Annotated in this window: 21 protein-coding genes; 10 read left to right on the forward strand and 11 right to left on the reverse strand. The window is 61.7% G+C overall.

Translation table 11 applies throughout. The features are described 5' to 3' along the window. Positions 1–13 precede the first annotated feature (13 nt). The gene (locus SPO_RS20610) at positions 14–1,390 is read left to right on the forward strand and encodes a parallel beta-helix domain-containing protein (RefSeq protein WP_011241935.1); all 1,377 of its coding nucleotides are present in this window, start codon (positions 14–16) and stop codon (positions 1,388–1,390) included. 153 nt (positions 1,391–1,543) lie between these two features. Here SPO_RS20610 and SPO_RS20615 read toward each other — a convergent pair whose 3' ends face one another. The 4 genes from SPO_RS20615 to SPO_RS20630 form a co-directional block, all read right to left on the reverse strand. Continuing rightward, positions 1,544–5,980 (reverse strand): beta strand repeat-containing protein, encoded by a 4,437-nt coding sequence (locus tag SPO_RS20615; RefSeq protein WP_011241936.1) that lies wholly within the window; start codon positions 5,978–5,980, stop codon positions 1,544–1,546. An 84-nt stretch (positions 5,981–6,064) separates the two neighbouring features. Beyond that, on the reverse strand, positions 6,065–6,910 hold the full coding sequence (locus SPO_RS20620) for a hypothetical protein (RefSeq protein ID WP_044029522.1): 846 nt from the start codon (positions 6,908–6,910) through the stop codon (positions 6,065–6,067). A 394-nt stretch (positions 6,911–7,304) separates the two neighbouring features. Then, entirely contained in the window at positions 7,305–8,291 is a 987-nt protein-coding gene (locus SPO_RS20625) for a YeiH family protein (protein WP_011241938.1), read from the reverse strand. A gap of 40 nt (positions 8,292–8,331) precedes the next feature. Then, positions 8,332–9,351, reverse strand: coding sequence for a D-cysteine desulfhydrase (locus SPO_RS20630; protein ID WP_011241939.1), 1,020 nt, complete (start codon positions 9,349–9,351; stop codon positions 8,332–8,334). A 111-nt stretch (positions 9,352–9,462) separates the two neighbouring features. On the opposite strand from SPO_RS20630, the gene SPO_RS20635 reads away from it, so the two are divergent. Next, complete coding sequence (locus SPO_RS20635; RefSeq protein WP_011241940.1) at positions 9,463–10,365, forward strand: LysR family transcriptional regulator; 903 nt, start codon at positions 9,463–9,465, stop codon at positions 10,363–10,365. A 66-nt stretch (positions 10,366–10,431) separates the two neighbouring features. Here SPO_RS20635 and SPO_RS20640 read toward each other — a convergent pair whose 3' ends face one another. The 4 genes from SPO_RS20640 to SPO_RS20655 all read right to left on the reverse strand — a co-directional run bounded on the left by SPO_RS20640 (position 10,432) and on the right by SPO_RS20655 (position 14,671). Beyond that, positions 10,432–11,754 carry a TRAP transporter large permease gene (locus SPO_RS20640; protein WP_011241941.1) on the reverse strand — a complete coding sequence of 441 codons (1,323 nt, stop codon included), beginning with the start codon at positions 11,752–11,754 and terminating at the stop codon, positions 10,432–10,434. Next, on the reverse strand, positions 11,754–12,245 hold the full coding sequence (locus SPO_RS20645; RefSeq protein WP_011241942.1) for a TRAP transporter small permease subunit: 492 nt from the start codon (positions 12,243–12,245) through the stop codon (positions 11,754–11,756). The genes SPO_RS20640 and SPO_RS20645 overlap by 1 nt, the downstream gene beginning before the upstream one ends. A 65-nt stretch (positions 12,246–12,310) precedes the next feature. Then, positions 12,311–13,345: a TRAP transporter substrate-binding protein DctP gene (gene dctP / locus SPO_RS20650; RefSeq protein ID WP_011241943.1), complete on the reverse strand. Its 1,035-nt coding sequence runs from the start codon at positions 13,343–13,345 to the stop codon at positions 12,311–12,313. A gap of 24 nt (positions 13,346–13,369) precedes the next feature. Next, positions 13,370–14,671 (reverse strand): hydroxymethylglutaryl-CoA reductase, degradative, encoded by a 1,302-nt coding sequence (locus tag SPO_RS20655; RefSeq protein WP_011241944.1) that lies wholly within the window; start codon positions 14,669–14,671, stop codon positions 13,370–13,372. A 120-nt stretch (positions 14,672–14,791) separates the two neighbouring features. Here SPO_RS20655 and SPO_RS20660 point away from each other — a divergent pair, with 120 nt between their 5' ends. Next, the gene (locus tag SPO_RS20660) at positions 14,792–16,177 is read left to right on the forward strand and encodes a PLP-dependent aminotransferase family protein (protein WP_011241945.1); all 1,386 of its coding nucleotides are present in this window, start codon (positions 14,792–14,794) and stop codon (positions 16,175–16,177) included. 55 nt (positions 16,178–16,232) lie between these two features. Here the strand turns inward: SPO_RS20660 and SPO_RS20665 are convergent, their stop codons facing one another. Beyond that, positions 16,233–17,168 (reverse strand): LysR family transcriptional regulator, encoded by a 936-nt coding sequence (locus tag SPO_RS20665; protein ID WP_011241946.1) that lies wholly within the window; start codon positions 17,166–17,168, stop codon positions 16,233–16,235. Positions 17,169–17,308: 140 nt separating this feature from the next. Between SPO_RS20665 and SPO_RS20670 the strand changes: the two genes are divergently transcribed. The 3 genes from SPO_RS20670 (at position 17,309) to SPO_RS20680 (ending at position 21,887) form a co-directional block, all read left to right on the forward strand. After that, positions 17,309–18,319, forward strand: a complete 1,011-nt coding sequence (locus SPO_RS20670) for a TAXI family TRAP transporter solute-binding subunit (protein ID WP_011241947.1) — start codon at positions 17,309–17,311, stop codon at positions 18,317–18,319. Between the two features lie 84 nt (positions 18,320–18,403). Beyond that, on the forward strand, positions 18,404–20,617 hold the full coding sequence (locus tag SPO_RS20675; protein WP_011241948.1) for a TRAP transporter permease: 2,214 nt from the start codon (positions 18,404–18,406) through the stop codon (positions 20,615–20,617). Between the two features lie 4 nt (positions 20,618–20,621). Beyond that, on the forward strand, positions 20,622–21,887 hold the full coding sequence (locus SPO_RS20680; protein WP_011241949.1) for an NAD(P)/FAD-dependent oxidoreductase: 1,266 nt from the start codon (positions 20,622–20,624) through the stop codon (positions 21,885–21,887). A 156-nt stretch (positions 21,888–22,043) separates the two neighbouring features. Here the strand turns inward: SPO_RS20680 and SPO_RS20685 are convergent, their stop codons facing one another. Continuing rightward, positions 22,044–22,736 carry an MOSC domain-containing protein gene (locus SPO_RS20685; RefSeq protein WP_044029526.1) on the reverse strand — a complete coding sequence of 231 codons (693 nt, stop codon included), beginning with the start codon at positions 22,734–22,736 and terminating at the stop codon, positions 22,044–22,046. Further along, entirely contained in the window at positions 22,733–23,275 is a 543-nt protein-coding gene (locus SPO_RS20690) for a MarR family winged helix-turn-helix transcriptional regulator (RefSeq protein ID WP_011241951.1), read from the reverse strand. Before SPO_RS20690 ends, SPO_RS20685 begins: the two co-directional genes overlap by 4 nt. A gap of 86 nt (positions 23,276–23,361) precedes the next feature. Between SPO_RS20690 and SPO_RS20695 the strand changes: the two genes are divergently transcribed. From SPO_RS20695 to SPO_RS20710, 4 genes are all read left to right on the forward strand, one after another. Next, positions 23,362–24,123, forward strand: a complete 762-nt coding sequence (locus SPO_RS20695) for a hypothetical protein (RefSeq protein ID WP_011241952.1) — start codon at positions 23,362–23,364, stop codon at positions 24,121–24,123. 56 nt (positions 24,124–24,179) lie between these two features. Continuing rightward, the gene (locus SPO_RS20700) at positions 24,180–24,410 is read left to right on the forward strand and encodes a hexameric tyrosine-coordinated heme protein (RefSeq protein WP_011241953.1); all 231 of its coding nucleotides are present in this window, start codon (positions 24,180–24,182) and stop codon (positions 24,408–24,410) included. 2 nt (positions 24,411–24,412) lie between these two features. Further along, positions 24,413–24,940: a redoxin domain-containing protein gene (locus SPO_RS20705; protein ID WP_011241954.1), complete on the forward strand. Its 528-nt coding sequence runs from the start codon at positions 24,413–24,415 to the stop codon at positions 24,938–24,940. A 74-nt stretch (positions 24,941–25,014) separates the two neighbouring features. Next, on the forward strand, positions 25,015–25,482 hold the full coding sequence (locus SPO_RS20710) for an MOSC domain-containing protein (protein WP_011241955.1): 468 nt from the start codon (positions 25,015–25,017) through the stop codon (positions 25,480–25,482). The last annotated feature ends 1 nt before the right edge of the window (position 25,483 follow it).

Raw genomic sequence — 25,483 nt, forward strand, 5'->3', positions numbered from 1 at the left:
ACGGAGACACGCGATGAAAAACACTGGCATTCTGCGAGGGGCGGTGATCGCCTCTCTTCTGGGGTCGACCGCGATGGCGGCGGAGCTGACCGTACCCTCGGGCGGCGATATTCAGGCTATCGTCGATCTGGCCGCACCGGGCGACACCATTCTGGTCGAACCGGGCGCCTATCACCAGTCGGTCTATGTGGACAAACCGCACATCACCCTGCGCGGGTTGCGCAAGGGCGACGCCTGGGCGCTGCTGGATGGCGAGATGAAGCTCAACGACGGCATCATCGCCTCGGGCCATTCCATCGTCATCGACGGGTTCAAGGTCACCGGTTACAAGGGCAACGGGATCATGACCCAGGGGGCCAACAACTTCGAGATCTCCAACAACTATGTCGAAGGCGCCTTTTACGGCATTTTCCCGCAATTCGGCCGCAACGGGCTGGTGGTCGGCAACACCGTCACCGGTGCCGAGGACGCAGGCATCTATGTGGGCATGTCCGACAATGTGGACGTGATCGACAACGTGGCCTTCGGCAATGTGATGGGGATCGAGTTCGAGAACACCCGCAACGCGCTGATGGCGGGCAACCATGTCTACGACAATGCCGCCGGCATCACGCTGACGCTGGTGCCTGGCCTGCCGGTCAAGGACGCGCATTCTCAGGTCATCCGCGACAACCGCATCATTGGCAACAACCACGAGAACTTTGCCCCCGCAAGCTCGATCGCGGCGGGCGTTCCCAGCGGCACCGGCATTCTGGTGGTGGGGCCCGACAACATCACCATCGTGGACAACGAGATCGCCGATAATGACAATGTCGGCGTGTTCGTGGCCGACCTGATCACCTTTGGCATGGACAGCGACCCCAAGCTGGACCCCTATTCCGACGGGGTCCGGGTGCTGGGCAACACCTGGCGCAACAACGGCGAGAACATGAACGGGATGCTGGCCGACATGCTGACGGCGACCGGCCGGACCGGGATCGAGGTTCTGGCCATGGGCAAGGGCCGCGACAGCTGTGTCCTGCCGGCCGACGGGGTCGATACGCTGGGCACCAACCGCTGGCAGGACTGCGCCGACGAGAACAGTGCCGCTCTTGTCACCGCGCGGATCGAGGGCGGTGCGGACGAGCCGGTCTATACGCGTGAACAGAAGGGTCGATTGACCTATCTGGCGGTCTGCACCGGCTGTCACGCCTATGACAGCGTCCTGCACGGCCCCTCGGTACAGTCGATCCAGGCGCTCTATGACGGCGACCCGAGCGGCATGGTGAACTACATCTCCAATCCCGTGCGCAAGCGCGACGGCTTTCCCGAAATGCCGCCGCAGACCTATCTTGGCGAAGAGACGCTGGACGCAATCGCCCGCTACATCCTTGAAGAACTGGGTCAGTAATGCCGTGGATCAGGACATGTTGGCCTGATCCACGCTCTGAGCAAAGAAGCCACCGCGTCAGATGCCGCGGTGGCGGTGGTCACGGGCAACGACCCCGGCGGGCGGCCCCGGACAGATCTTTGCCTGCCCGATAGCCGATGCCGGTCCCTAGCCTCAGACCAAGGGCAGGTCCCAGATCCGCACATCCTGATCGTCGAAGCGGAAGTATTCCACGTCGATCAGGCTGTCATTGCCATCCGGGCCGACCACCGTCACGCGGTTCTCGGCAGTCCGTGTCAGCGTGTAATCGACCAGATCACCATCGAACAGCGCATAGTCCGAAGACCCGCCACCGTCGATCGTGTCATTGCCGGCGCCCCCCTTGAGATAGTCGATATTGCCGAAGCCAAACAGGAAGTCGTCCCCGTCGAGGCCCGAGAGCTGATTTCGGTCGGCAGACCCCGTCAGATGGTCGCCAAAGTTCGAACCGACCAGGTTCTCGATCTCGAAATACAGGTCCCGCGCGGCCCAGCCCTGGGTCCCGTAACCGGATTCGTTGCCGTTCACGACGGCCCCGTTACGCAGGTTCGCCGTCACCGCGCCGGGCGCGTTGAAATAGGTCACCGTGTCGACACCGTCTCCGCCATAGTAGCGTTCACGCCCGCCATCCGAGGATACAAACCAGTCGAAATCGCCCAGACCCCGGAAATCGTTCTGCCCGTCATCGCCATAAAAGACATCCTGTCGCGCCGAGCCGGTCACCCGCTCGACGCTGACAAGGGTCAGCCCGCTTGCCAGATTGGTGTTTTGGGTCGGGTTGGCCAGATTGACGAGAACACCGGTTGCCTGCGCGCCCGTCGGCGGGGCGCCGTTCGGCGTAAAGGCGTCGCTGATCGTGTTCGGGTCGGTATTCTGCCATTCCAGGAACGAGATCATGTCCTGACCGTTACCGCCGTCGATCGTGTCGGCGCCCTCGGTCGCGACGATCCAGTCGTAATCGCCCAGACCCCGGATGTAATCGTCGCTCGAGCTGCCGGTGATGTGATCGGCAAAGATGGTGCCGGTCAGCCGCTCGATATTGGCGAACTGGATCCGCTCGGCCCCGTCATGGCTGACGGCCGTTCCCGCGCCCATGTCGATGGTCAGGCGATAATCCAGGTTGGTCCGCCCCGGGGTGTCGGGCAGGTTGAAAAAGCTCAACATGTCATTGCCCGGACCACCATCGACGGTATCCGAACCACCACCCGGAGAGATCCAGTCGGCGCCCTCCAGACCGTTGATGATCTCCGTCGCGGTGGTGCCATCCACCGCCTCGCCTGCATTGGTGCCGTTGATGGCGCTGGGGACGGTTCCGGCCAGCGCCGCCGCCTGAGCCAAGGTCAGAGTGCCATCGTTGAACTGGACGAATTCGATGTCGGACCCGAGGAAATCGACCCCCTGCGACGAGGTGAGCTGAACGCCCCCGGTCACGTTCTGACCGGACACAAACTGCTGCGACGTGGCCAGGATGGCGGTGTCGGAACCCGCGCCACCGGTCATCGAATCGTCACCCAGGCCGCCGATCAGCGTGTCATCCCCGCCGCCGCCTTCGAGCGTGTCATTGTCGGCGCCGCCATCCAGCAGATTGGCGTCCGTTGTCGTCACTGGCGGCACCGTGACCCCCGTGGCCGAGATGTTCAGGGTTGCCATCTGCGTCGACGAGATCGTCCCACCACCATAACGTTGCAGGGCGATGATATAAGTGCCATCGGCCGCAAACGTGTGCTGAATGAAGGAATCCCGCCCGCTGGTCGAACCACCGGCACCATTCGAGGTGCTGCTGTCGTCGTTCGACGTGATCTGCGTGCCGTTGTTGTCGTATAGCGCCAGCACGGTATCGAAATCCGCACCGTCGATATCAAAGGTCCAGATCTGTCCGGCAGTGGCGGTAAAGCGGAAGGCCTCCTGCGTTTCGTCGGAACCGGTGATCGCAAGCGTCTGGTGCGGTACGGTGGTCGGATCGGCGACATCGCCAAACGCATCCAGCGACCAGTTCTCGGGCAGGGTCATCGGGTTCGACACCGGGTTGCTTACCGTATTGTCGACCACCGTGGGGGCGATCGTCTGCGTAACCCGCAAAAGGTCGTCACCCGGTCCGCCCAGCAATGTGTCCTGGCCTTCGCCGCTGTTCAAAACGTCGTTGTCCAGCCCGCCGTCCAGCTCGTCGTCGCCGTCGAGACCCAGAATGGTGTCGTTGCCATAGCTGCCGCGCAACGTGTCGTTCCCGGGCGTCCCGATCAGGGTCTGATCGCGCAAGGCCTGCAGGTCAGTGAGGTTGAACGTCCTGTCAGTGAAGCGCACGAATTCGATGTTGCGCAGGGTGACAATCCCCTGGCCGGTGTCGACCCTCAGCGCATCGTCCGGCCCATCGACCGAAGCGCTGGCGCTGGTAAGGTCGAACACCGCCGTATCGGTTCCGTCGCCCCCGTCCAGGGTATCGTTGCCGCCGCCGCCGGAAAGCTGATCGGCACCCTCGCCACCATTGACGGCATCATTTCCAAGTCCGCCATTCAGGGTGTCATTGCCGCCGTTGCCGTTGACGGTATCGTTGCCCTCGCGCCCCCAGAGCCGGTTACCATTGGCATCGCCGTCCATGCTGTCGTCGCCACGACCACCGAAGGTATTGACCGTCGTCAGCGTGGCCAGAGTCGACACCGCCATAGTCCGGTCGAGGAAACGCACGAACTCGACATTGCTGATGACCACATCGCCATCCGGGCTCTGGATGGTGATGGGATCCGAGCTGCCGATGATGTTCACATCGGTGCTGTTGGCATTCACCACAACCGTGTCGGTATCGGCGCCACCATCAACTGTGTCATAGCCAGCGTTTCCGCGCAGGCTGTCGTCGCCGGCCCCGCCATTGAGGACGTCGTCGCCCGGGCCGCCAGACAGGGTGTCGTTGCCACCCGCGCCCGAAATCGTGTCATTGCCGGCCAGACCCCCGATCGAGTTGGGGTTATCGTCACCGGTCAGGCTGTCGTCACCGTCTGTGCCCGACGACGCATTGATGGCCGCGATGACATTCTGGGCCGCCTGCGAGGGATCGCTGGTGCTTGCGTTGAAAACCTGCCCGTTGGTCTGATCGGCCAGCGATTCAAGATCCGAGTTCGCCGTCGAGCTGTTGCCGATCACCACCGGCAGGATCTGTAGCGGTGCCGCGCCATAGGGATCCGAGAAGGGGGTGTCGGTATAATCGACGAAATTCGTCCCCTGAACCTGCTCGATCGCGCTCTGCAACGGCACTGCATTGCCGACAGGCGGTGGCGGCACCGCGATATCCGCGGCGAGTGCCTTGCTCACCACTTCGGCACGCAGGTGCGGGTCGTCGGCATCCTCATCGGTGAACACGATGATCTTGTTGGATTTGTTGCGGGTATCCCAGGTGCCCGCATTGCCATTGATGGCATGCAACAGCGCCGTGTTCAGGTTCTCGGTCATGCCCGAAGTCGAGGTCGACAGGTTGTTCAGCGCCGCCAGCGCCGCCGCCTTGCGGTCGGCCACGCTGTCATGCTTGGTGAACGACAGGTTGGTGACCGTGTTGCTGTCCCAATAGGTGACGATCGCCAGGGTACTGGCCACCGGTTTCTCGGTGGTTCCGAACAGGGCATTGGCGATCTCGATCGCCGCCGCCTTTGCCGCCGCGATGTCATTGGACATCGAGCCGGTCTTGTCGATCACGATCACCACGTTCTGACCAGGGCAGGCGAACTCGCCGGTGGTCAGGTTCATCTCGCCATCGGCGAAACGGGCATATTCCACATCTTTCAGCGTATCGGTACCATCCGGGCTGTTGGCCCGGTTGTCCGCAATCGTGATGGTGCCATTGGCATTGGAGGTGATCGTGTAGTCGCTGCAATTGCCGCTGAACACGGCCCGGTCAGTCCCGGTGCCACCGTTCACCGAGTCATTGCCGCCGCCGCCTTCGAGGACGTCATTGCCTCCATTGCCGTAAAGATAGTCGGTGCCGTTGCCCGACTTGAAATAGTTGCTGCCGTTGCCGCGACCCCAAAGCAGGTCGTTGGTGGCCGGATTGTTGCCCGAAGTGTCCTCGTTGCCCGAGCGCGCCAATGCCAGGTCGATGGCAGCCCCGCCGGTGTAATCGGTGCCGGGAATGATGGCGGTGTCGGAATCGACGCCTTCATAGGACAGGCGGTTCGATTTCGACATCTCGTCGTTGATGGCTTTTTCAAATACCAGCGTCGGCCCCTTGGCGCTGTCGGTGCTGGTCGTGCCCCGCGGGCTGTCCCCGATCCCCTGGAGCGCGTGAACAAGTTCGTGCCGCAAGACATGTTCGATCTCGACCGCAACACCTTTGCCGTTGGCATCGAAATAGGCCAGATTGGCAACCGCCGCGAAATCCAGCTCGACCCGACCGGTTCCTCTAAAGGCCTGGGCCTCTCCGGCAACGAACTTGATGTCGAGCGGCAAGGCGGCGGTGACCTTGTCCAACAGGATCTTGCCTGTTGCCGAATTCGCGTACATGTCGCGCAGCGCGTTTTCGAGAATTGTTCGCTGCGCGGCCGTGTAACCGGTGAATGTCGTATGCGACAAAACTGTTTCAATAGTCATGTTCGTTCCCCCAAATGTGTAATCTGCTGTCGGTGCGGCCTCTCTTTCCGCAACCGGTCAATTCCTACCTCGTACCCCACGAGATCACTCGGTAACCTCACGCAACGCATCGTGCCACCAGGCGTCACCGCTCCCGGCTTCGCTGGCGAGAAGCGCAACTCCATGGCGGATAAGCGCGCGATACAGGGCTTCGTAAAATGCAGTGCTGCTGCCGCGCGCGGCTTCGATCCGTTTCATCACGGTCATGTCGAACGGAGCGAAAAAGTTCTGTGGCGCCGAACGAAACAACCAGGCCATCGGCCCGGCAAATGTCGGGGGCACGCATTCTTGCCCGGCGACCCAGCTTTCGGGCGGCTGGCTGGCGGAAACATGCGATACATAGGACTCCGCAGCTTGCGCCAGACAGGAAAATGTCATGCTGCGCCAACCCGGTCCTGTCCGGTAATCCGCGGGCGCGGCGCCGCGCGCCTGCAAGGCGCCGTCTGCGATCACGCGCAGGTCGGACACGAACAGGGTGAGCGTCAGGCGCCCCGTCCCGGTCCGTGACATTGTCAGCCAGGGCGAAGCCAGCTGTGCCCCTGCCGGTGGCCAGGAAACCGGTCCCGCTGTGGCATCCGTAAAGGCCGGAGCCGTCACGACAAAGATATCGGCGGACGCGCCGCGCTGACCCGCTGCGGTCAAAGCCGCCTCAAGCAAGTCGCGATGCTGACCTGCCAGAGCAAGCGTATTCTCATCCGCTTCGCGCTGATTGCTGACACTATTCAGGATGTCGCCGGATGCTGCCGACACAGTCATTTTCCAACCGCCGTCTTCATTGCATTCCCCCTTTGCAACGAGTTCCGTACCGAGAAAACCAAGCACCAAAACAAGACCCGAGAGCAGGCGCGGCCCTATCATTCCCTTCGCTTCACCTGCCATTTCGTTGCGCATGCAACTCACCAATCAGGTCTTTCAATCCGTTTCCCCCCTAGGGCAGAAGCCTGTATCCGCATCCTTTTCACCTGCTGATGCGCATCTCCCCAGGATCGACTTATTCCATTCTTAATATGGATCGCATGCGCGAGAATTGACGCAGATCAATCTTCGAAAAACTGCCCCCGGACAGGGTAACAACAATCAATGGTCAACAGAGTTTTATTCTGGTTTTTTAACAACTAAGCGTCCAAAGGGCTGGCTTGACGATTTTGTGGAAACGATCCTAGGCGATTTGCTGACACATTTCAAATCCCGAATGGAAGGAGGAATCGCTCTCCTCGCCACTCCGTCAACGGCATGACAACGGGACCGGTCTACGCCCGGTCCCCGCTACATGTCCGCAGGGCGATCAGACCCCGCCCAGCAGAACGAAACCGATGGCGATAGCCAGCAGGAACAGGGTTTCGACCACCAGGATCACCCCATAGCTCGGCTTGACATGCGCGATGGTGGCCAGGCTGGTCTTGACCCCCAGCGCCGAGATCGCGATCACCAGGCACCAGCGCGACAGGGTGCCGATGGCGTCGATCACGACCTGAGGGACCACGCCGGCATTGGCCAGCACCGCCAGAACGATGAACATGACCAGGAACCAGGGCAGGGTGACCCGCTGGCTTTGCGCGCCGCGAAAACTAAACATCACGACCAGCATCACCACCGGAAGCAGGGCCACCCGCACCATCTTGACGAATGTGGCGATCACCCCTGCCTCGTCGCTGATGGAATAGCCCGCGCCCACCACCTGCGCCACGTCGTGGATGGTGGCGCCGATCAGGAACCCCGATTGCAGGTCGCTCATACCCAGGCTGGCGAACAGGATCGGATAGGCGATCATCGCGATGGTCGACAGCGCGGTCACCCCGATCACCACGAACAGCGTGTCCTGCTCGCGATCGGCCCGCGCGGGCAGGACCGAGGCGATGGCCAGCGCGGCCGAGGCCCCGCAGATAGCCACCGACCCACCTGCCAGCAGGCCAAAGGCCATGCGGCGACCAAAAAGATAGGACAGCATGGCGCCACAGGCGAGCGTGGCCAGCACAAAGCCCCCAACCGCGCCCACGGCGCCATAGCCGATGCTTTCCACATCGCCGATGCTCAGCCGCAGGCCCAGCAACCCGACCCCGAACCGCAACAGTGTCTTGGCCGAGAAGTCGAGGCCGGGGGCAAAGGCGGCATCGCGATGCAGAAAGTGAAAGGCCATGCCGATAAGCAGCGCGAACAGCATCGCCGGCGCCCCGTAATGCTCGGACAGAAAGGTAGCGGCGGCCGCCACAACGCAAACCAGTAGAATGCCACCGAAGTGGGTGTCCCAACGGGACTTGAGCGCCGATACCATCGGTTATGTCCTTGGCAGGAAAGGGGGGGTAGGGGTGGCCTTAGGCCACCCAGCGTCCCGAATAGTCAAAGGCGTTGTCATAGCCGAACAGCGCCACAGCGCCGCCGGTATGCAGGAACACCACCCGCTCGCCCTTTTTGAAATGACCCTTGCGGATCAGGTCGATGAAGCCAGCCGCGCCCTTGGCCGAATAGACCGGGTCAAGCAGGATCGCCTCAAGCTCGGCGAACATGCGGATCGCCTCCAGCCCGCTTTCGGTCGGGATGCCATAGCCTTCGCCGACATAGTCGGTATTGGCCACCACGTCCTCGCGCGCGACGACACCGGGGCAACCCAGCTTCTCGGCGGTGGCGCAGGCCAGGTTATAGACATTCTCTTCCTGCTTGGGCTTGGGCGCACGCACGCCGATGCCCAAGAGCGGGATCTGAGCGTTCATCGCCTGAAGCCCGGTGATCAGCCCTGCCTGGGTGCCCGCGCTGCCGGTGGCATGCACGATATGGTCCACCTTCAGCCCGCGCTCATTGAACTGGTTCAGCATCTCGAAAGCGCAGTTGACATATCCCAGCGCGCCGGTCGGGTTCGAGCCGCCGCCGGGGATGGTATAGACCTTGCGCCCGTCGGCGCGGAACTTCTCGGCCACCTTTTCCATCTCGGCATTCATGTCCAGACCGCTGCCGGGGCGCTTTTCAGTGGTGGCGCCATGCAGATGGTCGAGCAGAACGTTGCCGTTGTTGTTGTAGTTGGCGTTGTTCGAGCCGGTCCGGTCCTCGAGCAGGATATGGCAATCCATGCCCAGCTTGGCGGCGAATGCGGCGGTCTGGCGGGCATGGTTGGACTGGGTCGCGCCCTGCGTCATCACCATGTCAGCGCCTTGCAGCTCGGCCTCGGCCATCAGGAATTCCAGCTTGCGGGTCTTGTTGCCGCCGGTGGACAGGCCGGTGCAGTCGTCGCGCTTGATCCAGATCTCGGGCCCGCCCAGTTCGGCGGTCAGCCGGTCCAGCCGTTCCAGCGGCGTCGGCAGATGGGCGATGAAGCGGCGGGGATAGCGGGCAAGATGCATGGGCTTAACTCCTGAATTGGGTTTAGGGCAACTTACCCTCGAATTTACGGGCAATCTAATGCAAACTGCGCGGGATAACATGCATGATCGGCATATTAGTGGGGCAGGGCGATGCAACTGGACTGGATCGACGACATCCTGGCGGTGATTGACACCGGGTCGCTTGCGGCGGCGGCGGAACGCCGGCTGTTGACCCAGCCGGCCTTTACCCGCCGGGTGCGCGGGATCGAGGAACGGATCGGCGCGGCGCTGTTCGACCGCAGCCGCAAACCGGTGGCGGTGCTGCCCGGCGTGCTGGCACTGGAACCCGATCTGCGCGAACTCAGCGGGCGGTTGCGGCGGTTGCAGCAGGATCTGCGGGTCTCGGCCGAGGATGCCCGGCGCGGGGTCACCTTGGTCTGCCAGCATGCGATCACCACCACCATCTCGCCCCGGATCGTGCGGGATCTGACGGCGTCTCAGGATATCTCGGTCCGGGTGCGTTCGGGCAACCGGGATGAATGCCTGATGCTGTTGTTGTCGGGCGAGGCCGATTTCGCGGTCGCCTACGAGGTGCCGGGCGAGCGTGACCCGATGCTGCCGCAGGCCTTTGACCGGGCCGAGCTGGAAACCGACCTGCTGGTCCCTGTCCATGCGCCGGGGCTGGAGGCAGCGGGCGCGCGCACCGCAATGCCGGTGATCGGCTATCCGCCGGATGTGTTTTTGGGGCAGGTGTTCGACCGCTTTGTCGCGCCGCGCCTGCCGGCGGGTTTCACCTACGAGGTGCGCGCCGAGACCGCGCTGACACTCGCCGCCTGCGAATATGCGCTGGGGGGCATCGGGGTGGCCTGGCTGCCACTGACACTGGTGGCGCCGCATCTGGCGGCGGGGCGGCTCTGCCGCGCCGATGGCCTGCCGGAACAGCCGCTGACGGTCACCCTTATGCGGCTGTCGGGCGCCAGTGCGCGCCGGGGCGATCGAAGCTGGCTGATGCTGTGTGGCCAGCCCGGTGTTTCGTCAGGCCCAAAGGACTGATCGCCTCGCCGGGCAATAGGCGCCCTCCATCCCAAATTTGTGCCGCATGCGCATTTGAGCAGGGCCTTATCTGGCATTCTGGGTCAGCAGTTCGGGCAGCCATGTGACCAGCGCGGGAAACAGCGCGAACAGGATCAGGATCGCAACTTGGATCAGAAAGAACGGGATCACTCCGCGATAGACCTGCCCGATCCCGATGCCTTCGGGCAGCACGCCTTTCAGATAGAACAGCGTATAGCCGAACGGGGGCGTGATATAGGCCATCTGGGCGGTGATCATGAACAGCACCCCGAACCACAGGGGGTCAAAGCCCAGTGTGTCGACGATGGGCAGAAACACCGGCACGCACAGCAGGATGATCCCGATCTCGTCCAGGAACAGGCCAAGAAAGATCAGGATCAGCACCATCGCCCCCAGCACGACCCAGCGCGAGGCCTCGAGCGTTTCGACAAAGGTCAGGATCGAATCCGCACCCCCGGTGGCAACGAAGACCGAGATGAAGGCACGAGCGCCGATGGTGATCCAAAGGATCATCGCAGTGACACGCAAAGTATCGGTCGCGGCGTCTGACAGGACCGACAGGCGCAGCTTGCCGGTGACCAGCGCCGACAGCATCGCGCCAAGCACGCCAACGGCGGCGGCCTCGGTCGGGGTGGCGATGCCGGCATAGATCGACCCGAGAACGCCGATAACCACCAGGGCGGGCAAAATCAGGCTTTTGAGTTTGCCGAGCTTGACTGCCAGCGGGATCGGTTTCAGGTGGACAGGTTTCGGCGCAAGCGCCGGATTGAACCAGGTCCGCACCAGAACATAAGCCATATAGCTGCCCGCCAGCATCAGCCCCGGCACGATCCCGGCGGCGAACATCTGGCCGATCGAGATCTGGGCGGTGATCGCATAAACGATGGTGACGACCGATGGCGGAATGAGAATGCCCAGCGTGCCCCCGGCGCAGATGGCGCCAAGCGCGAGAGGCGGGTGATAACCGCGCGACAACATCGAGGGCAGCGCAAGAATGCCCATCGCCGCAACCGCCGCCCCCACCACGCCGGTCATGGCCGCCAGGATGGTGCAGATCGCGATGGTGCCCACGGCCAGCCCGCCATTCAACCGCGAAAACCAGGTTTCCATTGCGTCATACAGCGCGTCGATGATCGCCGATTTCTGCAGGATCGAGGCCATCAGCACATAAAGCGGGATCGCCATCAGCGCTTCGGATGTCATGGTCTCGAACGTGTTCAGCACCGCAACGATCAGCGCCGCGGGGCCCCAAAGCAGGATCGTCGAGATAAAGGCGATGGCACCCAGCACGAATGCCAGCCCCGCGCCGCTCAGCATGAAGGCGACAAGCGAGGTGAACATGAACAGAAGGACGAAAGAGCTTTCCATCAGGCGTGTATCTCTTCCGCGAATATGTCGATGGCATCCGCGATGGCCTGCAACACCAGCAACAGCGCGGAAAGAGGAAGGAACGCCTTGGCGGGCCACAGAACCGGGTTCCAGGCGGAATAGCTGGTTTCGCCGTACTGATAGGATTGCAGAACCAGCGGCAGGCTGAACCAGAGCAGGATGATGCCGAAAGCCGCCGCCAGGACCAGACCGGCGAGCCGCAAGCCCGTCGCCAGTCGCCCCTGCGCACGCGCCGAGAGCACGTCGACCGCGACATGGCCGCCAAGATGCAACAGATAAGGGCCGCCCAGCAAGAAGAACGGGCCAAAGATAAGTGTTGCAAACTCCGGTGCCCAGGATGTCGGGTGCTCAAGAAAATAGCGCGATAGAACTTCCCACAGCATCATCAGCGCAATGATGAAAACGAGCCATCTGGCGCACATGAACAGGTTGTGGTTGAGCGCGGTAATACGCCGGGCGAGAGATGTCATGAATTACCTCGAGAGACGCAACGACCCCGGCACCGCGTGCCGAGGTCGATAGCTGTTTTACCGGTTCAGAGCAGGCGCAGTTCCTGCATCAGGGCCATCTGCGATTCCATCATCCGCTTGGACAGGTCATCGGTTGCCGCCTTGGCCCAGGACTCCACCGCTCTTTCGCGCCCTTGCACAACATCGGCCGGATCAAAGTCAATGATCTCGACACCCGCATCCGCGAATTTCCGCAGGTATTCGCCGTTGGACACAAGGATGTCCTGACGCAGCGCGCCCGAGACTTCGCGCGCGGCGACGGCCAGCGCGGCCTTCTGCTGATTGTCCAGCGCTTCGTAGGCGCCTGTATTGGCGATGTAAGAGGTTGCGGTCGTCGGCTGGTGGACGCCGGGAAGGATCAGGTATTTGGCGACCTCGTGAATGCCTTCCTCGTAATTGGCCTTGATGTCGCCGCGGTCGGCCACGTCGATCAGCCCCTTGTCGAGCGCCGAATAGACCTCCGAAGTGGGCAGCGGCGACACCGCAACCCCGAAATCGGCCATCACCGCGGACGCAAGCCCGACAAAGCGGCCCTTGAGGCCCTTGAGGTCGGCGATTTCCCGGATCTCGACCTTGGAATGGATCGGCTCTTCGCCATAGACGGTGGGCGCCACATAGGTCAGCCCGGCCGCCGCATAGCTTTCGCGCGCCAGGTCCAGACCGCCCCGCTCATAGAACCATGCCTCGTACTGGTCCGGTTCGGGAAAGCCGAACGGCACCGTGGACGAGAAGCCATGCGCCGGGATCTTGCCGGCGGTATAGCCATCAAAGGTCTTCATCATCTGAAACGCACCGCCCCGGACCGCATCAAAGGCCTGTGCCGGCGGTACGATCTGGCCGCCCGAAAACGGCGTGATCTCGAGCGTGCCGCCAGTCAGTTCCAAAACCCGGGCACAGAACTTCTCTTCATAGAGCATGGGCGTCGTGCCGCCGCCCCAAAGGGCCTGCATCCGCCACTGGGTCACCCCCTGGGCGCGGGCGGCTCCGCCGGTAAGAATGGCAGGCGCGGCTAGTGCCACGGCACCCAGTTGCAACGCGTTCCGTCTGTTCAAATTTGTCATTTCTTTTCCTCCCTTATGAAGCTGTCAGGTGTTTTCCAGCACCTGTTTTGCACGGGCCACGCTGACGTCGCCCGCTTCGACAATGACCCGGGTGACGCGGTCGATATCGGCGCCTGTTGCGCCGGCCATGATCGCGATGTTGCGCGCATGAAGGGTCATGTGACCGCGCTGGATGCCTTCGGTCGCCAGCGCGCGGATGGCGGCCATGTTCTGCGCCAGACCCACGGCGGCGGTGACCTGGGCCAGTTCGGTTGCAGTCTCTACCTGCATCAGGGCCAGCGCCGCCCGTGCGGTCGGGTGCGTCTTGGTCGCGCCGCCGACAAGGCCAAGCGCCAGGGGCAGTTCGATCGTGCCCACAAGCCGCCCGTCATTCGCCAGTTCCCAGCGGGTCAGCGAGGTATAATGACCCGTGCGGGCGGCATAGGCATGGGCACCCGCCTCGATCGCGCGCCAGTCATTGCCGGTGGCGACGACGACCGGGTCGATGCCGTTCATGATCCCCTTGTTATGGGTCGCCGCGCGATAGGGGTCGACGATGGCAAGCGCGCAGGCCTCGACCATGCCCCGCGCCACGTCGGCGCCGTCATAGCCCTGCGTTGTCAGTGTTTCCGGGGCCAGTTCCACCCGCGCCCGGACCAATCGCAGGTCGGCGAGGTTCGACAGGATGCGCAGCCGCACGGTGCCACCGGCAATCCGCTCGACCTCGGGGGCCAGCCGTTCGGCCATCGTGTTGACCGTATTGGCCCCCATCGCGTCGCGCACATCGACGATCAGGTGCAGGACGACCATCGCGCCCACCGGCGTATCCCGGAACACGTGAACCTCGATATCGCGGCAGCCGCCACCCAGCCCGACAAGCACCGGATCGACAGCGTCCGCCGCCTCCATGAACGCGGCCTTGTGGGCGAGGAGACGCTGCCGGGCGCCCTCGGGATCACCCAACCCGACCACCTGGATCTGGGCGCGCATCAAGGGCGCGGTGCCATGCGCGGTGAATCCGCCATTCTCGCGCGCGATACGCGCCATATAGGACGCGGCCGCCACCACCGAGGGCTCTTCGACCGCCATCGGGATCAGATAGTCGCGGCCGTTCACAGTGAAATTCGTGGCCACGCCCAGCGGCAGTTCGAATTTGCCGATGACGTTCTCGATCATCCCGTTGGCCAGCGAGAGGGGCAGGGCGCCGTTACCCGCCAGCGCGCTGATCGCCTCGGGCTCGAGGCCCGCCGCCTCGGCAACGCGCACCAGCCGTTGTGCGGGGTCGAGATCTCGCATCTTTTCAATGCGCGAGTTCAAACCATCGATGTGACCCGTCTTGCCTGTCATCTGATCCTCCAGTTATTCGCCAGACCTATCTGCGAAAACCGGGCAAAATAAGTTACAGTTGCCAGCAGTTCTTGAAAACTGTACCCGTTCAAAGAAGGGATCAGTGGCAGGCGCGCCGAGATGAAGAAGATCGATCGAGTGATCGAAAGCATCCAAAGCAGGATAACCGAGGGCCGCCTGAAACCCGGGCAGAAGCTGCCGTCGATCCGCCAGGCGGTTGACGAGTTCGGGGTCTCGAAAAACACGGTGATCGAGGCTTATGAGCGCCTCTCGGCACGTGGCCTGATACGGTCGGTGCATGGCGCTGGCTTTTTTGTCTGCGCCAGCACGCCCGCCCCATTGAGCAAGGCCACGCAACCCGCGCATATCGTCGAAGCCGTGGACCGGCTGACGCTTCTGACGGCGCAGCTTGACCAAGAGAAGCTGCCCGTTCGCGTCGGCGATGGGCGCCCGCCGCAATCCTGGATGAATGACGCTCTGCCGCTGCGGATGAAGGGGAATATCTTCAAGAATTTCGTCGGCGATCCGTCGGGTTATGGCGGGGTGAGCGGCCATTTGCAGCTGCGCGAGTTGATCGCGGCGCGCAGCAATCGGGCGGATATGAGCGTGCACCCGGACCAGATCGTCACGACCTTTGGGGCCAATCACGCGCTGGACCTGATCATCCGCCGCTATCTGGAACCCGGCGATGTCGTGCTGGTCGACGACCCGGGATATTACCCGCTGCTTGGCAAGTTCAAGCTTGCCAAGATCCGGGCAATCGGCGTTCCCCGCACGCCAACCGGACCCGATCTTGACGTGATGGAGACGCTGGCCGCGGCGCATGGGCCAAAGATGTTCTTTACCCAGTCGACCTGTCAGAATCCGACCGGAAGCTCGATGTCCCTTCCCGTCGCGCATGGGGTGCTGCAAGTGGCCCAGCGGTTTGGGCTGATGGTCATTGATAACGACCCGTTCACCGATCTGCCGGGCAATGCCGGTGTCCCGCTTTCAGCCCTTGATGCGTTCAACTCGGTCATCGCGATTTCAAGCTTTTCCAAACTTCTGTCGGCCAGCTTCCGCGTCGGTTATGTCATTGCCCGGCCCGAGGTGGCGCGCGAGCTGACCGAACTCAAGCTGCTGACGGTCGTCAATTCCTCGCGATTTTCCGAGATGGTGATCGCCGAACTGATCAAGAGCCAGCGCTATGGCCGCCATCTGAACAAGCTGGTGAACCGCCTTGAAGAGGCGCGGCGGGACTATCACCGAAAGGTGCGCAAACTGGGTCTGGATGTCTTCTGCGCGCAGGAGACGGGGTATTACAGCTTTCTGCAACTGCCACATACCGTCGACGAGGGCCAACTTGTGCGCAAGGCGAGTGCTGCCGGTATCATGCTGGCCCCCGGACGGCTTTTTGCGGTGGACGAGAACCCGGCGCGCCCGGCGCTGCGTATCAATGTGACCCGCGCCGACGATCCCCGTTTCTATCGTTTTTTGAAGCGACAGGTGATCGACGGGCAGGTTTGAGCGCGCATTGATAGGACCGATCGAACCGCACCCTCGCCCCCGAGGGATCGGAGACCTAGCTGTGATCGGCGATTATCTCACGCACATGGTCGCTCCAGCCATCGACAAAGTCCTGCGCCAGCAAGGACAATGGGCGCTGTTTCGGGGTCACGATCGAATAACCAAAGCGGACCGAAGGTAGGAAACGGGCAAACCAGATTCCGACCTCGCCACCATTCATGCGCTTGTATGTTTCCGCGCTCAGCGGGTCGAGCACGGTACAGATCTGCCCGGCTTCGACAAAACGCAGAAGGGGGATAAAGTACTGCGCCTCGACCCTGGGATTGAATACCGCCCCCGCCTGTTCGAATGCGGCGCGCGTATCCCGGTTTGTCGAATGAGTGCCAGCAAGAACGCCCATTCTTTCGCCGCTCAGCTGCCGCGCGTCGATCACCGCGCGCCCGGCAAGCGGATGCTGGGCGGGCAACGCGCAGAGACAGTCGCTCATGATCGTTTTGGTGTGATAGAGGCTGCTGTTCAGATCCTCGGCGGACATGTCACAGAAACCAAGGTCACAAAATCCGACGTCAAAGGCCTGGGCGGCGATCAGGTTCAGGATTTGCGGAGAACTGCGCGTCGACAGCGAAATCTTCAGATCATCCGCCTTCGACCCGAACCGGCTGACAAAATCGGGCAGCAGATAGACCGACGGGCCGGGCATCCCGACAACGCTCAACGAGCCTCTGGTGCGATTGCGCATGCCAACAAGGTTCATTTCCGTGGTGTTCACGCGCGCAAGGATTTCCGCCGCTTCGGAGAGCAGGTAATGCGCTTCGGGCACCGGCACCAGGCGCCGTCCTTCCCTCTCGAAAAGTGCGATCCCTAGATTGACCTCCAGCGCCTTGAGCGACGCGCTGACCGCGGGTTGGGTACGGCCAAGATTGCGCGCGGCCGCGCTGACCGAGCCGGTTTCCATGACTTCGCGAAAGACGGCGAGCTGTTGCAGGTTCATACCGCGAGTATATCAGCAAAATCTATTAAAACCATAAAATTACCAATTGGATTTTATGACTGTGATTTCGCATTGATGGGCGCAAGCGCGCTCTGGCTCTGCAGAGGCTGCTGACACGACTTGATAACAGGGAGAAACAAATGGGACTTCAGAAGTATTTCATCGGGGCGGCCCTTGCCACGCTGGTTTCCGCGGGCTCTGTCGCGGCGCAGGATCCGACCTTTTTCCGCATCGGGACCGGAAGCGCCGGCGGCACCTATTTCCCGATCGGCGGCACCATCGCCAACGGCATCTCGGCCCCGCCGGGCTCGCGCCCCTGCGAGGAGGGCGGTCAGTGCGGCGTGCCGGGTCTGATCGCCATCGCGCAATCAACCACAGCCTCGGTCTACAACAACACCGCCGTTCAGAACGGCGAGCTTGAGGCCGGGCTGGCCGCGGCCGATGTGACCCGCGACATGTATCTTGGCGAGGGCAAGTTCGAGGGCAAGATCCACGAAAAGCTGCGCGTCATCGCAAATCTTTACCCCGAGGACCTGCATCTGGTTCTGCCAAAAGGCGTCACAATCAACAATCTTGGCGATCTCAAGGGCAAGCGCGTCGGCATCGGCCAGGCTGGCTCGGGCACCCAGGTCGCGGTGCTGCAGATGCTCGAGAACTGGGGCGTGACCCGCGACAATATCGAAGAGGCCGAGCTGAATCTGGCACAATCCTCTGAGCGGCTCGCCGACGGTCAGCTTGACGCCTATTTCTATGCCGCAGGCTGGCCGGTTGCCGCCGTGGTTCAGCTTGCCTCGACCAAGGGGCTTGAGCTTCATTCCTTTACCGAAGAGGACATGAAAGTCATCAACGACATCATCCCCGCCTATATCCCGTCGAAGATCCCGGCCGGTGTCTACGAAGGGCTGGATTATGTCGTTAACACGCCCGCTGTCAGCGCGCTGCTGGTCGTCTCCTCGGACCTGAGCGAGGAGCTGGTCTATGGCATCACCAAGGCGATGTGGAACGACAACACCCGTAACCTGCTCGACAACGGCCATGCCAAGGGCAAGCTGATCACACTGGAAACGGCGCTTGGCGGCATGGACAATCTTGGCGTGCCCCTGCACCCGGGTGCCGAGCGTTTCTACCGTGAGGCCGGGTTGCTGAAATAAGCGCCAGCAGTTTCGCTCCCGGTTTGGGCGGCGGCCTCTCACACCGCCGCCCCAATTTATTGATAGCGTGCCAGGGAAACCGCCATGACTGACGCCACCTCTCAGAAGACCGACACCCTTACAGCCGAGGAACTGGCCGCGATCGAGGAAAAATACGACGAGAGCGCCGCAACCCGGCCGGTTTCGCCGGGCTTTGCCCGCTTTCTGAAAGTGGTCGCGCTAAGCTTTGCCACTTATCACTATCTGACTGCCGGTTTCGCCCTACCCACAGACCACTGGCATATGGGCTGGCACCTGTCGGGCCTTTTCATCCTGACCTATGCGCTGTTTCCCGCGATCCGGACACGTGGAACCTATGACCTCAAGACCGGCCTGATGCATTACGGCGGCGTTCCCTATCTGGACATCCTTCTGATGGGGCTTGGCGTGGCCTCTGCGCTTTATCTCGGTTTTGCCTGGCGTGGCGTGCCCTGGCTGGGGATCGAGGAGCAGACATTCCGCATGGGTAATCCGAATGGCTATGACATGCTTTTCGGCAGTATCCTGATCGTTCTCGTGCTTGACATCGCCCGCAGGACGCTGGGCTGGGTGCTGCCCGCGATCATCTGCGTCTTCATGGCCTATGCGCTTTTCGGTCCGGTCTTTCCCGGCATCCTGCAACATCCCGGCGTCAAGATCCGCACCTTTGTTTCGTCGATGTACTTCCCGCAAGAGGGCATCTTTGGCGTCACCCTCTGGGTTGTCTCGACCATCGTCTTCCATTTCGTGCTGTTCGGGGTGATCGCACAGCGGACCGGGCTGGGTCAGCTTTTCATCGACAACGCAACCATCCTGGCTGGGCGTTATACCGGCGGACCGGCCAAGGTCTCGGTGGTGTCGTCGGCCTTCTTCGGCACCATCTCGGGCTCGTCCGTGGCCAACACCGTCTCGACCGGCGCGCTGACCATCCCCAACATGAAGCGGCTGGGCTATCCGGGCCATTTCGCCGGCGGGGTCGAGGCCGCAGCCAGTGCCGGAGGCCAGATCACGCCGCCGATCATGGGGGCCGCGGCCTTCATCATGGCCGAGTTCCTGGAGGTGCCCTATACCACCATCGTCATCGCGGCGATCTTTCCGGCCTTGCTGCATTACGTCGGCGTCTTCAGCGTCGTCCACCTGATGGCCCGCCGGCTGAACCTTCAGGGCCTGTCCAAAGAGATGCTGCCCCGCCTTGGCGCAGTCTGGCGCGAAGGCTGGGCCAATATGGTGCCTCTTGTCGGGCTTCTGGTGGTGCTCTTTTCCGGCTACACGCCCTATATGTCGGCCTTCTGCGGCATTTCGCTGGCAATTGTCACAGGCATGGCGCGCAGATCGGCGCCGGTCACGCTGGCCTATCCGGCCGCTTTCATCGCCTTTGTTGTCTGGAAATGCACGGGCGGTGGCTTTGACCTGCCGATGTCGGCCCTTCTGGTCGCGCTGACGCTGTTGGGAAGCCTGAACCCCCAAGAGCGGATCCGCCTGCCACAAATGGCCGAGACCTTTGAAACCGGCGTCAAATACGCGCTGGCAGTCGGCGCTGCTGCCGCCGCCGTGGGTATCGTCGTCGGCGTCATCAACACCACCGGCGTCGGCTTTCGCGTTGGTTTCATGGTCACGCAAAGCGCAGGAGAACTGGGCGCCAGCCTGCATTCCCTGCTCAGCTTTGGCAGGTTCGAGCTGTTCTCGGTCACCGATATCACCTTGTTCATCAGCCTGATCTTCATCGCGGTCGCCTGTATCCTGATGGGGGCGGGCATACCGACCACGGCGCTTTACATCATGCTCGTCTCGGTCGCGCAGCCCGCGCTGGCTCAGCTTGGTGTGCCGCCGATCGCCAGCCATATGTTCGTGCTTTATTACGGCGTCGTGGCCGAGATCACACCACCTGTCTGCACCTCGGCCTATGCCGCGGCCGCCATCGCCAATTCGAATCCGTTCCGCACCGGCATATCTGCCTTCACGCTGGGGCTGGGCAAGATCGTGGCACCGATGGCCTTCGTTTATGCGCCCGTCCTTCTGATCGTTTCGCAGACCGGGTTCGACCTCTGGACCTTCAGCTATACCGCGACCAGTTGTATCCTGGGCGTGATCTGCCTGTCTGTGGCCGTTGTGGGGTACTGGCTGGCGCCAATGGGTGCGCTATTTCGTGTTCTTCTTGCGATGGCCGGGCTGGTCTTTATCGCGCCCTCACTGCAGGCTGACCTGATCGCCGCCCTGATCGCCGCACCAGCGGTCCTGAGCCAGATCGTCCTGCGCCGGCGCACCACCGAGGCGGGATGAGGCGATGTCAGAGGAAATCACCGTTCTGGGCGCTGGTATCGTCGGAATCTGCACGGCCCTGTCCCTGATCGAGCGCGGCTTGAAGGTCACCCTGATTGACCGCGACGCACCTGGACAGGCCACCTCGTTTGGCAATGCAGGCGTCATTTCGCCCTGGTCGGTCATTCCGCAATCCATGCCCGGCATGTGGAAGAAAGTCCCCGGCATGATGCTGGACCCGGTCGGCCCGCTTGCGGTCAGCCCCACCTATCTGCCGCGTCTGGCACCTTGGGGGATGCGGTTTCTGGCGGAGGGCCGCGAAGCCCGCGTGCGCGCGGTTTCAGCAGCGATGGAGTTCCTGAACCGGGATTGCATCGACCTCTACCGGCGCCATCTGAAAGGCACCGGGCACGAGGGGCTGATCCGCGACAGCTATTACGTTCACGCCTATCGCGATGCCAGCGCCGCACGCCTGGATACGCTGGATACGGAATTGCGCCGCCGCGCCGGTGCCGAGGTCGAACGGATCGACGCCGCCGATCTGCGCGCATTGGAGCCGGCCTTGTCACCGGATTTCACCGCGGCGGTCCTTATCAAGGGACAGGCCCGTGCGCTGTCGCCCGGCCAGCTGGGCGCGGTCCTGGCCGACAAGTTCCAGCAGCTTGGGGGCAGGTTGCGCCAGACGTCGGTGCAATCGCTGCACCGGCAGGACGATGGCGGCTGGCTTTGCCGCACGGATCAGGGGGACCTCAAGGCGGCTAAGATCGTTCTGGCCATGGGGGTTTGGTCGGCACGGCTTCTGTCGCCGCTTGGAGTCCATATTCCGCTTGAAGCCGAGCGCGGGTATCACGTCACCTTCACCAAGCCGGGGATAACACTCAATCACTCGGTCATGGATGCCGAGATGAAATTTGTCGCTTCCTCGATGACCGACGGGCTGCGGGTCGCGGGCACGGCAGAGTTCGCAGGTCTTGACGCCGCGCTCAACAAACGGCGGCTTGACGGTTTGGTCAGACTGGCATGTCGCCTGTCGCCGGATCTGACTGCCGAGCCCCACGCCACCTGGTCCGGCCAGCGCCCCAGCCTGCCCGACAGCCTGCCCTGTATTGGCGAGGTCGAAGGCCTGCCGGGCCTTGTCGCTGCCTTTGGCCACAGTCATTATGGGCTTATGATGGCGCCAAAGACCGGCGAGCTGGTTGCCGATATCGTGACGGGACGGATGGCGAACACCGATCTCTCACCTTACAAGGCAACGCGGTTCAAACGGTTCTGGCCAGTGAGCAATACCTGAAGCGCGACTCTTTTTGACAAAGAGGGTAGCGCGCTCTGCTGCACATCTAGAAGCTCATAATGATGATTATGTTAATACATCAACCAATGCGCAGGCTCTACTTTGTGAGCATTGAGAAATCCGAGCGTTGAGTTCTATCGGTTGGCCAACAGCCAATCAGCCGATCAGTCTCGCGTCCGTATCTTCATGAGTTTCCCCGGCAGCCATTCGCGCGAAGGCTGATCGCCATCCTTCGGCCAAAACCACAAGTTCAGCCAATGCCGCTGCATCTTTCGATGTGATGCGGCGAGTCAGGCGCGCCCGCGTGACCGTTTCAACGGTCCATTCCGGGTGATGGCGCTCAATAAGGCTAATCTGATCACCCGGGGATACCTGCCCTGGTTCCAGGACCCGGTAATACCAGCCGGTTCGGCCAGTTTTCTGGAACAGATAGGCCATCTTGGCGTTACCGGTATGCTCGCTGACCTTCCAACAGGGTTGACGACCCTGACTGACCTCGACAATTGCAGTCCCCAGACGCAGCCTGTCACCGATGCAGATATTGGTCTCGGTGATGCCGACAGACACAATGTTTTCCCCGAACGCCGCGGGCACGGCCTCGGCCGGGATCTGGCCTTCGGCAATCCAGCTCGGGTAATGGTCAGACGGATAGTGATGGATGGCCTTGTCGTGACCGCCGTGATGGTCAAGATCAGCCTGCGCATCCCCGATAAATCCGAATTCATTGATTTCCCGGCATCCCCCGACAGCTGTCTTTCCGATGGCCGATGGCGGGCGTCCGGGCCATCTTTCGGCGACACTGCCCAGGAAAATACCATCAATTCGAGCGTTCAATGTTGGTTCGGTCATAAGGGGTCCTGTTCGTGACAAATCTGTTCGGTTTCCGGCGGCGCCAGTTTTTCTGAAAGCAGGTTGCAATAGCCACCGCCATTGCTGCTGGTGAAATGCCTGCACTCCTTGCACAAGCCGAAGGGTTGCCCCTTGTTCTGTTCCAGCAAACTGTTCAGCGTCGATTGCAGCGTAGAAAGCAACGCGTTCTGTTCAGAGCTGTCCAGACTTTCCAGACCGGAAATCAGCAAACGGGGGCGGGCGAGCAGCGCCCTACCCTTTTGCGTCAGATCGAAACTGATAACCCGCTTGTCCGACTGAGAACGCTTTTCAGTGACGTAGTTCTTTTGCAACAACGCCTTGAACGTCTGGGAAATCGTGCCGCGCGTCGTACCCAGAAACGCGGCCACATGTGAAGGGCTGCGCGAAAACTTGTTTGCGCGTGACAGGTATTCCAGAACCGCCCTTTGCGCCGGGTTTAGATCTTCGGCCCAGCTTTCAGACACATCCAGGCGGGCGAGTCGCATGATCAGCTCTCGAATATGGTATTCCTTGCTCATCAGCAAATGGTAGCGACCCGAAATAAAACTTGCAATAGTTTAGACTCGCTACTAAATATTCTCCACCACACAGAAAGGAACTTCGAATGAAAACCACATCAGGATTCGCTCTCGCTGCTTTGGTTCTATCAGCGGCGTCAGCAACAGCTGGCGGTGATCACGCCAACCATGCAATCAAACAGGAAGGCGCCATCAAATCCGCTGTCGATGGTGGGAAAGTCGCTGCCTTTGACATCCTGGCTGCCCACGCTCATCGAACTGGGAATGTGGTCACCTTCCACATGACCACAAACGGTAAAGCCGGTGAAAATGTGCCCGCCGCGACCGGTGCGGTTGGAGGATCGGATGTCTGGACCTATGTCTGGCCAACATCGCTTGAACCTTCTGCCGTCGGCTTTGAGGAAGGTACCGGAATTCTGGCCATGGCCGCCACAAGCCATCCGGATTTCGATGATACCCCACTTTATGACGAAAACCTTGACGGTGACCCGGCGAATGACGGTGTCATCTGGCACAGCCACTGGGTGGTTCTGACCCCGACCGAAGAATGCGGTACAGGCGCGCTGGCGGTGCGCGATATCCCCGAAGGCGCAACCCCGAAACTTCCCGCGACATGGCCGGGCTTTCCGATCTTCCTGGACAGCCCGGGATTCTCGCCGGTCTTCGACGGCCCGGAGATTACCGTCAAAGCCGCATTCAACAGCGACATAGAGCTGGGCGGCGTCAGCTATGATGGCGTAACATCGGCCCTGAAGGTCAACGCCAATGTCCATTCGCCACTGCTGTGCGTCGTGGACGTCTTTGACGTTGCCTCGGGCAATCTGAGCCTTCCGGGCAAAATCGAGTAAACTGAAGGTGCGGCGGAAACGCCGCGCTTCAACCTACCTGGAAAGGAAAGCGAAAAATGTCCGAAACATGGTTGCCGACATTGGTAACGGCCACGCCTCAGGAAGGGTTCGATCTGGCGGTCAAACTCTCGCGCATCGCCGTAAAGAAAACACAGCCTGACGCACAGGTTCGGGACACACTGCGTGCGGTCTACGAAAAGGATGCCAACGCACTCATCGCGGTTTCAGCGGTCGTGGCAACCCATTTCCAGACGATTGCCGCAGCCAATGATTACTGGAAGGACTGACCATGAAGGCTCCGGAACTGCAGATACAGCAGTGGTTCAACTCCGCCACTGACCTGACGTTGGCGGACCTGCGCGGCAAGGTCATCGTTATCGAAGCGTTTCAGATGCTTTGCCCGGGCTGCGTCATGCACGGCATACCGCTGGCACAGAAGGTCCGCGCCGCATTCCCCGAAGACAAGGTTGCGGTTCTGGGCCTGCACACGGTCTTTGAGCATCACGAAGCGATGACACCGATCTCACTGAAGGCGTTTCTGCATGAATACCGCATCAAGTTTCCCGTAGGCGTCGATCAGCCGGGCGATGGCGCCATGCCCAGAACCATGGCCGCCTATCAGATGCGCGGCACCCCCAGCCTGCTTCTGATCGACAAGGCCGGGGACCTGCGGGCGCATCATTTCGGCGATGTCTCAGAACTTCTGCTGGGCGCCGAAATTGCCACGCTTTTGGGCGAGGCCGCCCCGAGCGTTCAGAAACAGGCCGGAACCCCGCAGGGCGATGCAAACTGCGACAATGACGGCTGCACCGTCTAGATCGGCGGGCCTGGCCCTCGCCCGTCATTCATCGTCATCTTCTGCAAGACCGAACGGACCAAGGGAAAATGCACATGAGCTGGAAGGGTATCGTCATCGGGCTGCACATCGCGCCACGGTCGTTTCTGCCGATGAAAACCGTGCCTCAGCTGGAGCTGGTTGCAAACGTCGGGATCACGGGTGACCGGTATGCTTCCGAGGACGGGTATTACTCGGACCGCCCCGAGGAAGGCCGCCAAATCACGCTTTTCGAGGCCGAAACCCTCGAGGCACTCAAACGCGATTGCGGGATCGACCTGGCCGCGGACGAGCACCGGCGCAATGTGACCACCCGCCATGTGCCTCTGAACCATCTGGTCGGGCAGCGGATCAGGATCGGTGACTGCCTGCTCGAAGCAACCCGCCTGTCGACGCCCTGCCGACATATCGAACAGATCACCGGCAAGGATATTTTCGAGCCCCTGTTGCACCGGTCCGGCCTGCATGCCCGTATCCTTGAGGGCGGCATCATCCGCGCCGGCGATACGATCTGCCCGGCGTAAG

The sequence above is a fragment of the Ruegeria pomeroyi DSS-3 genome (assembly GCF_000011965.2).
Taxonomy (GTDB): domain Bacteria; phylum Pseudomonadota; class Alphaproteobacteria; order Rhodobacterales; family Rhodobacteraceae; genus Ruegeria_B; species Ruegeria_B pomeroyi.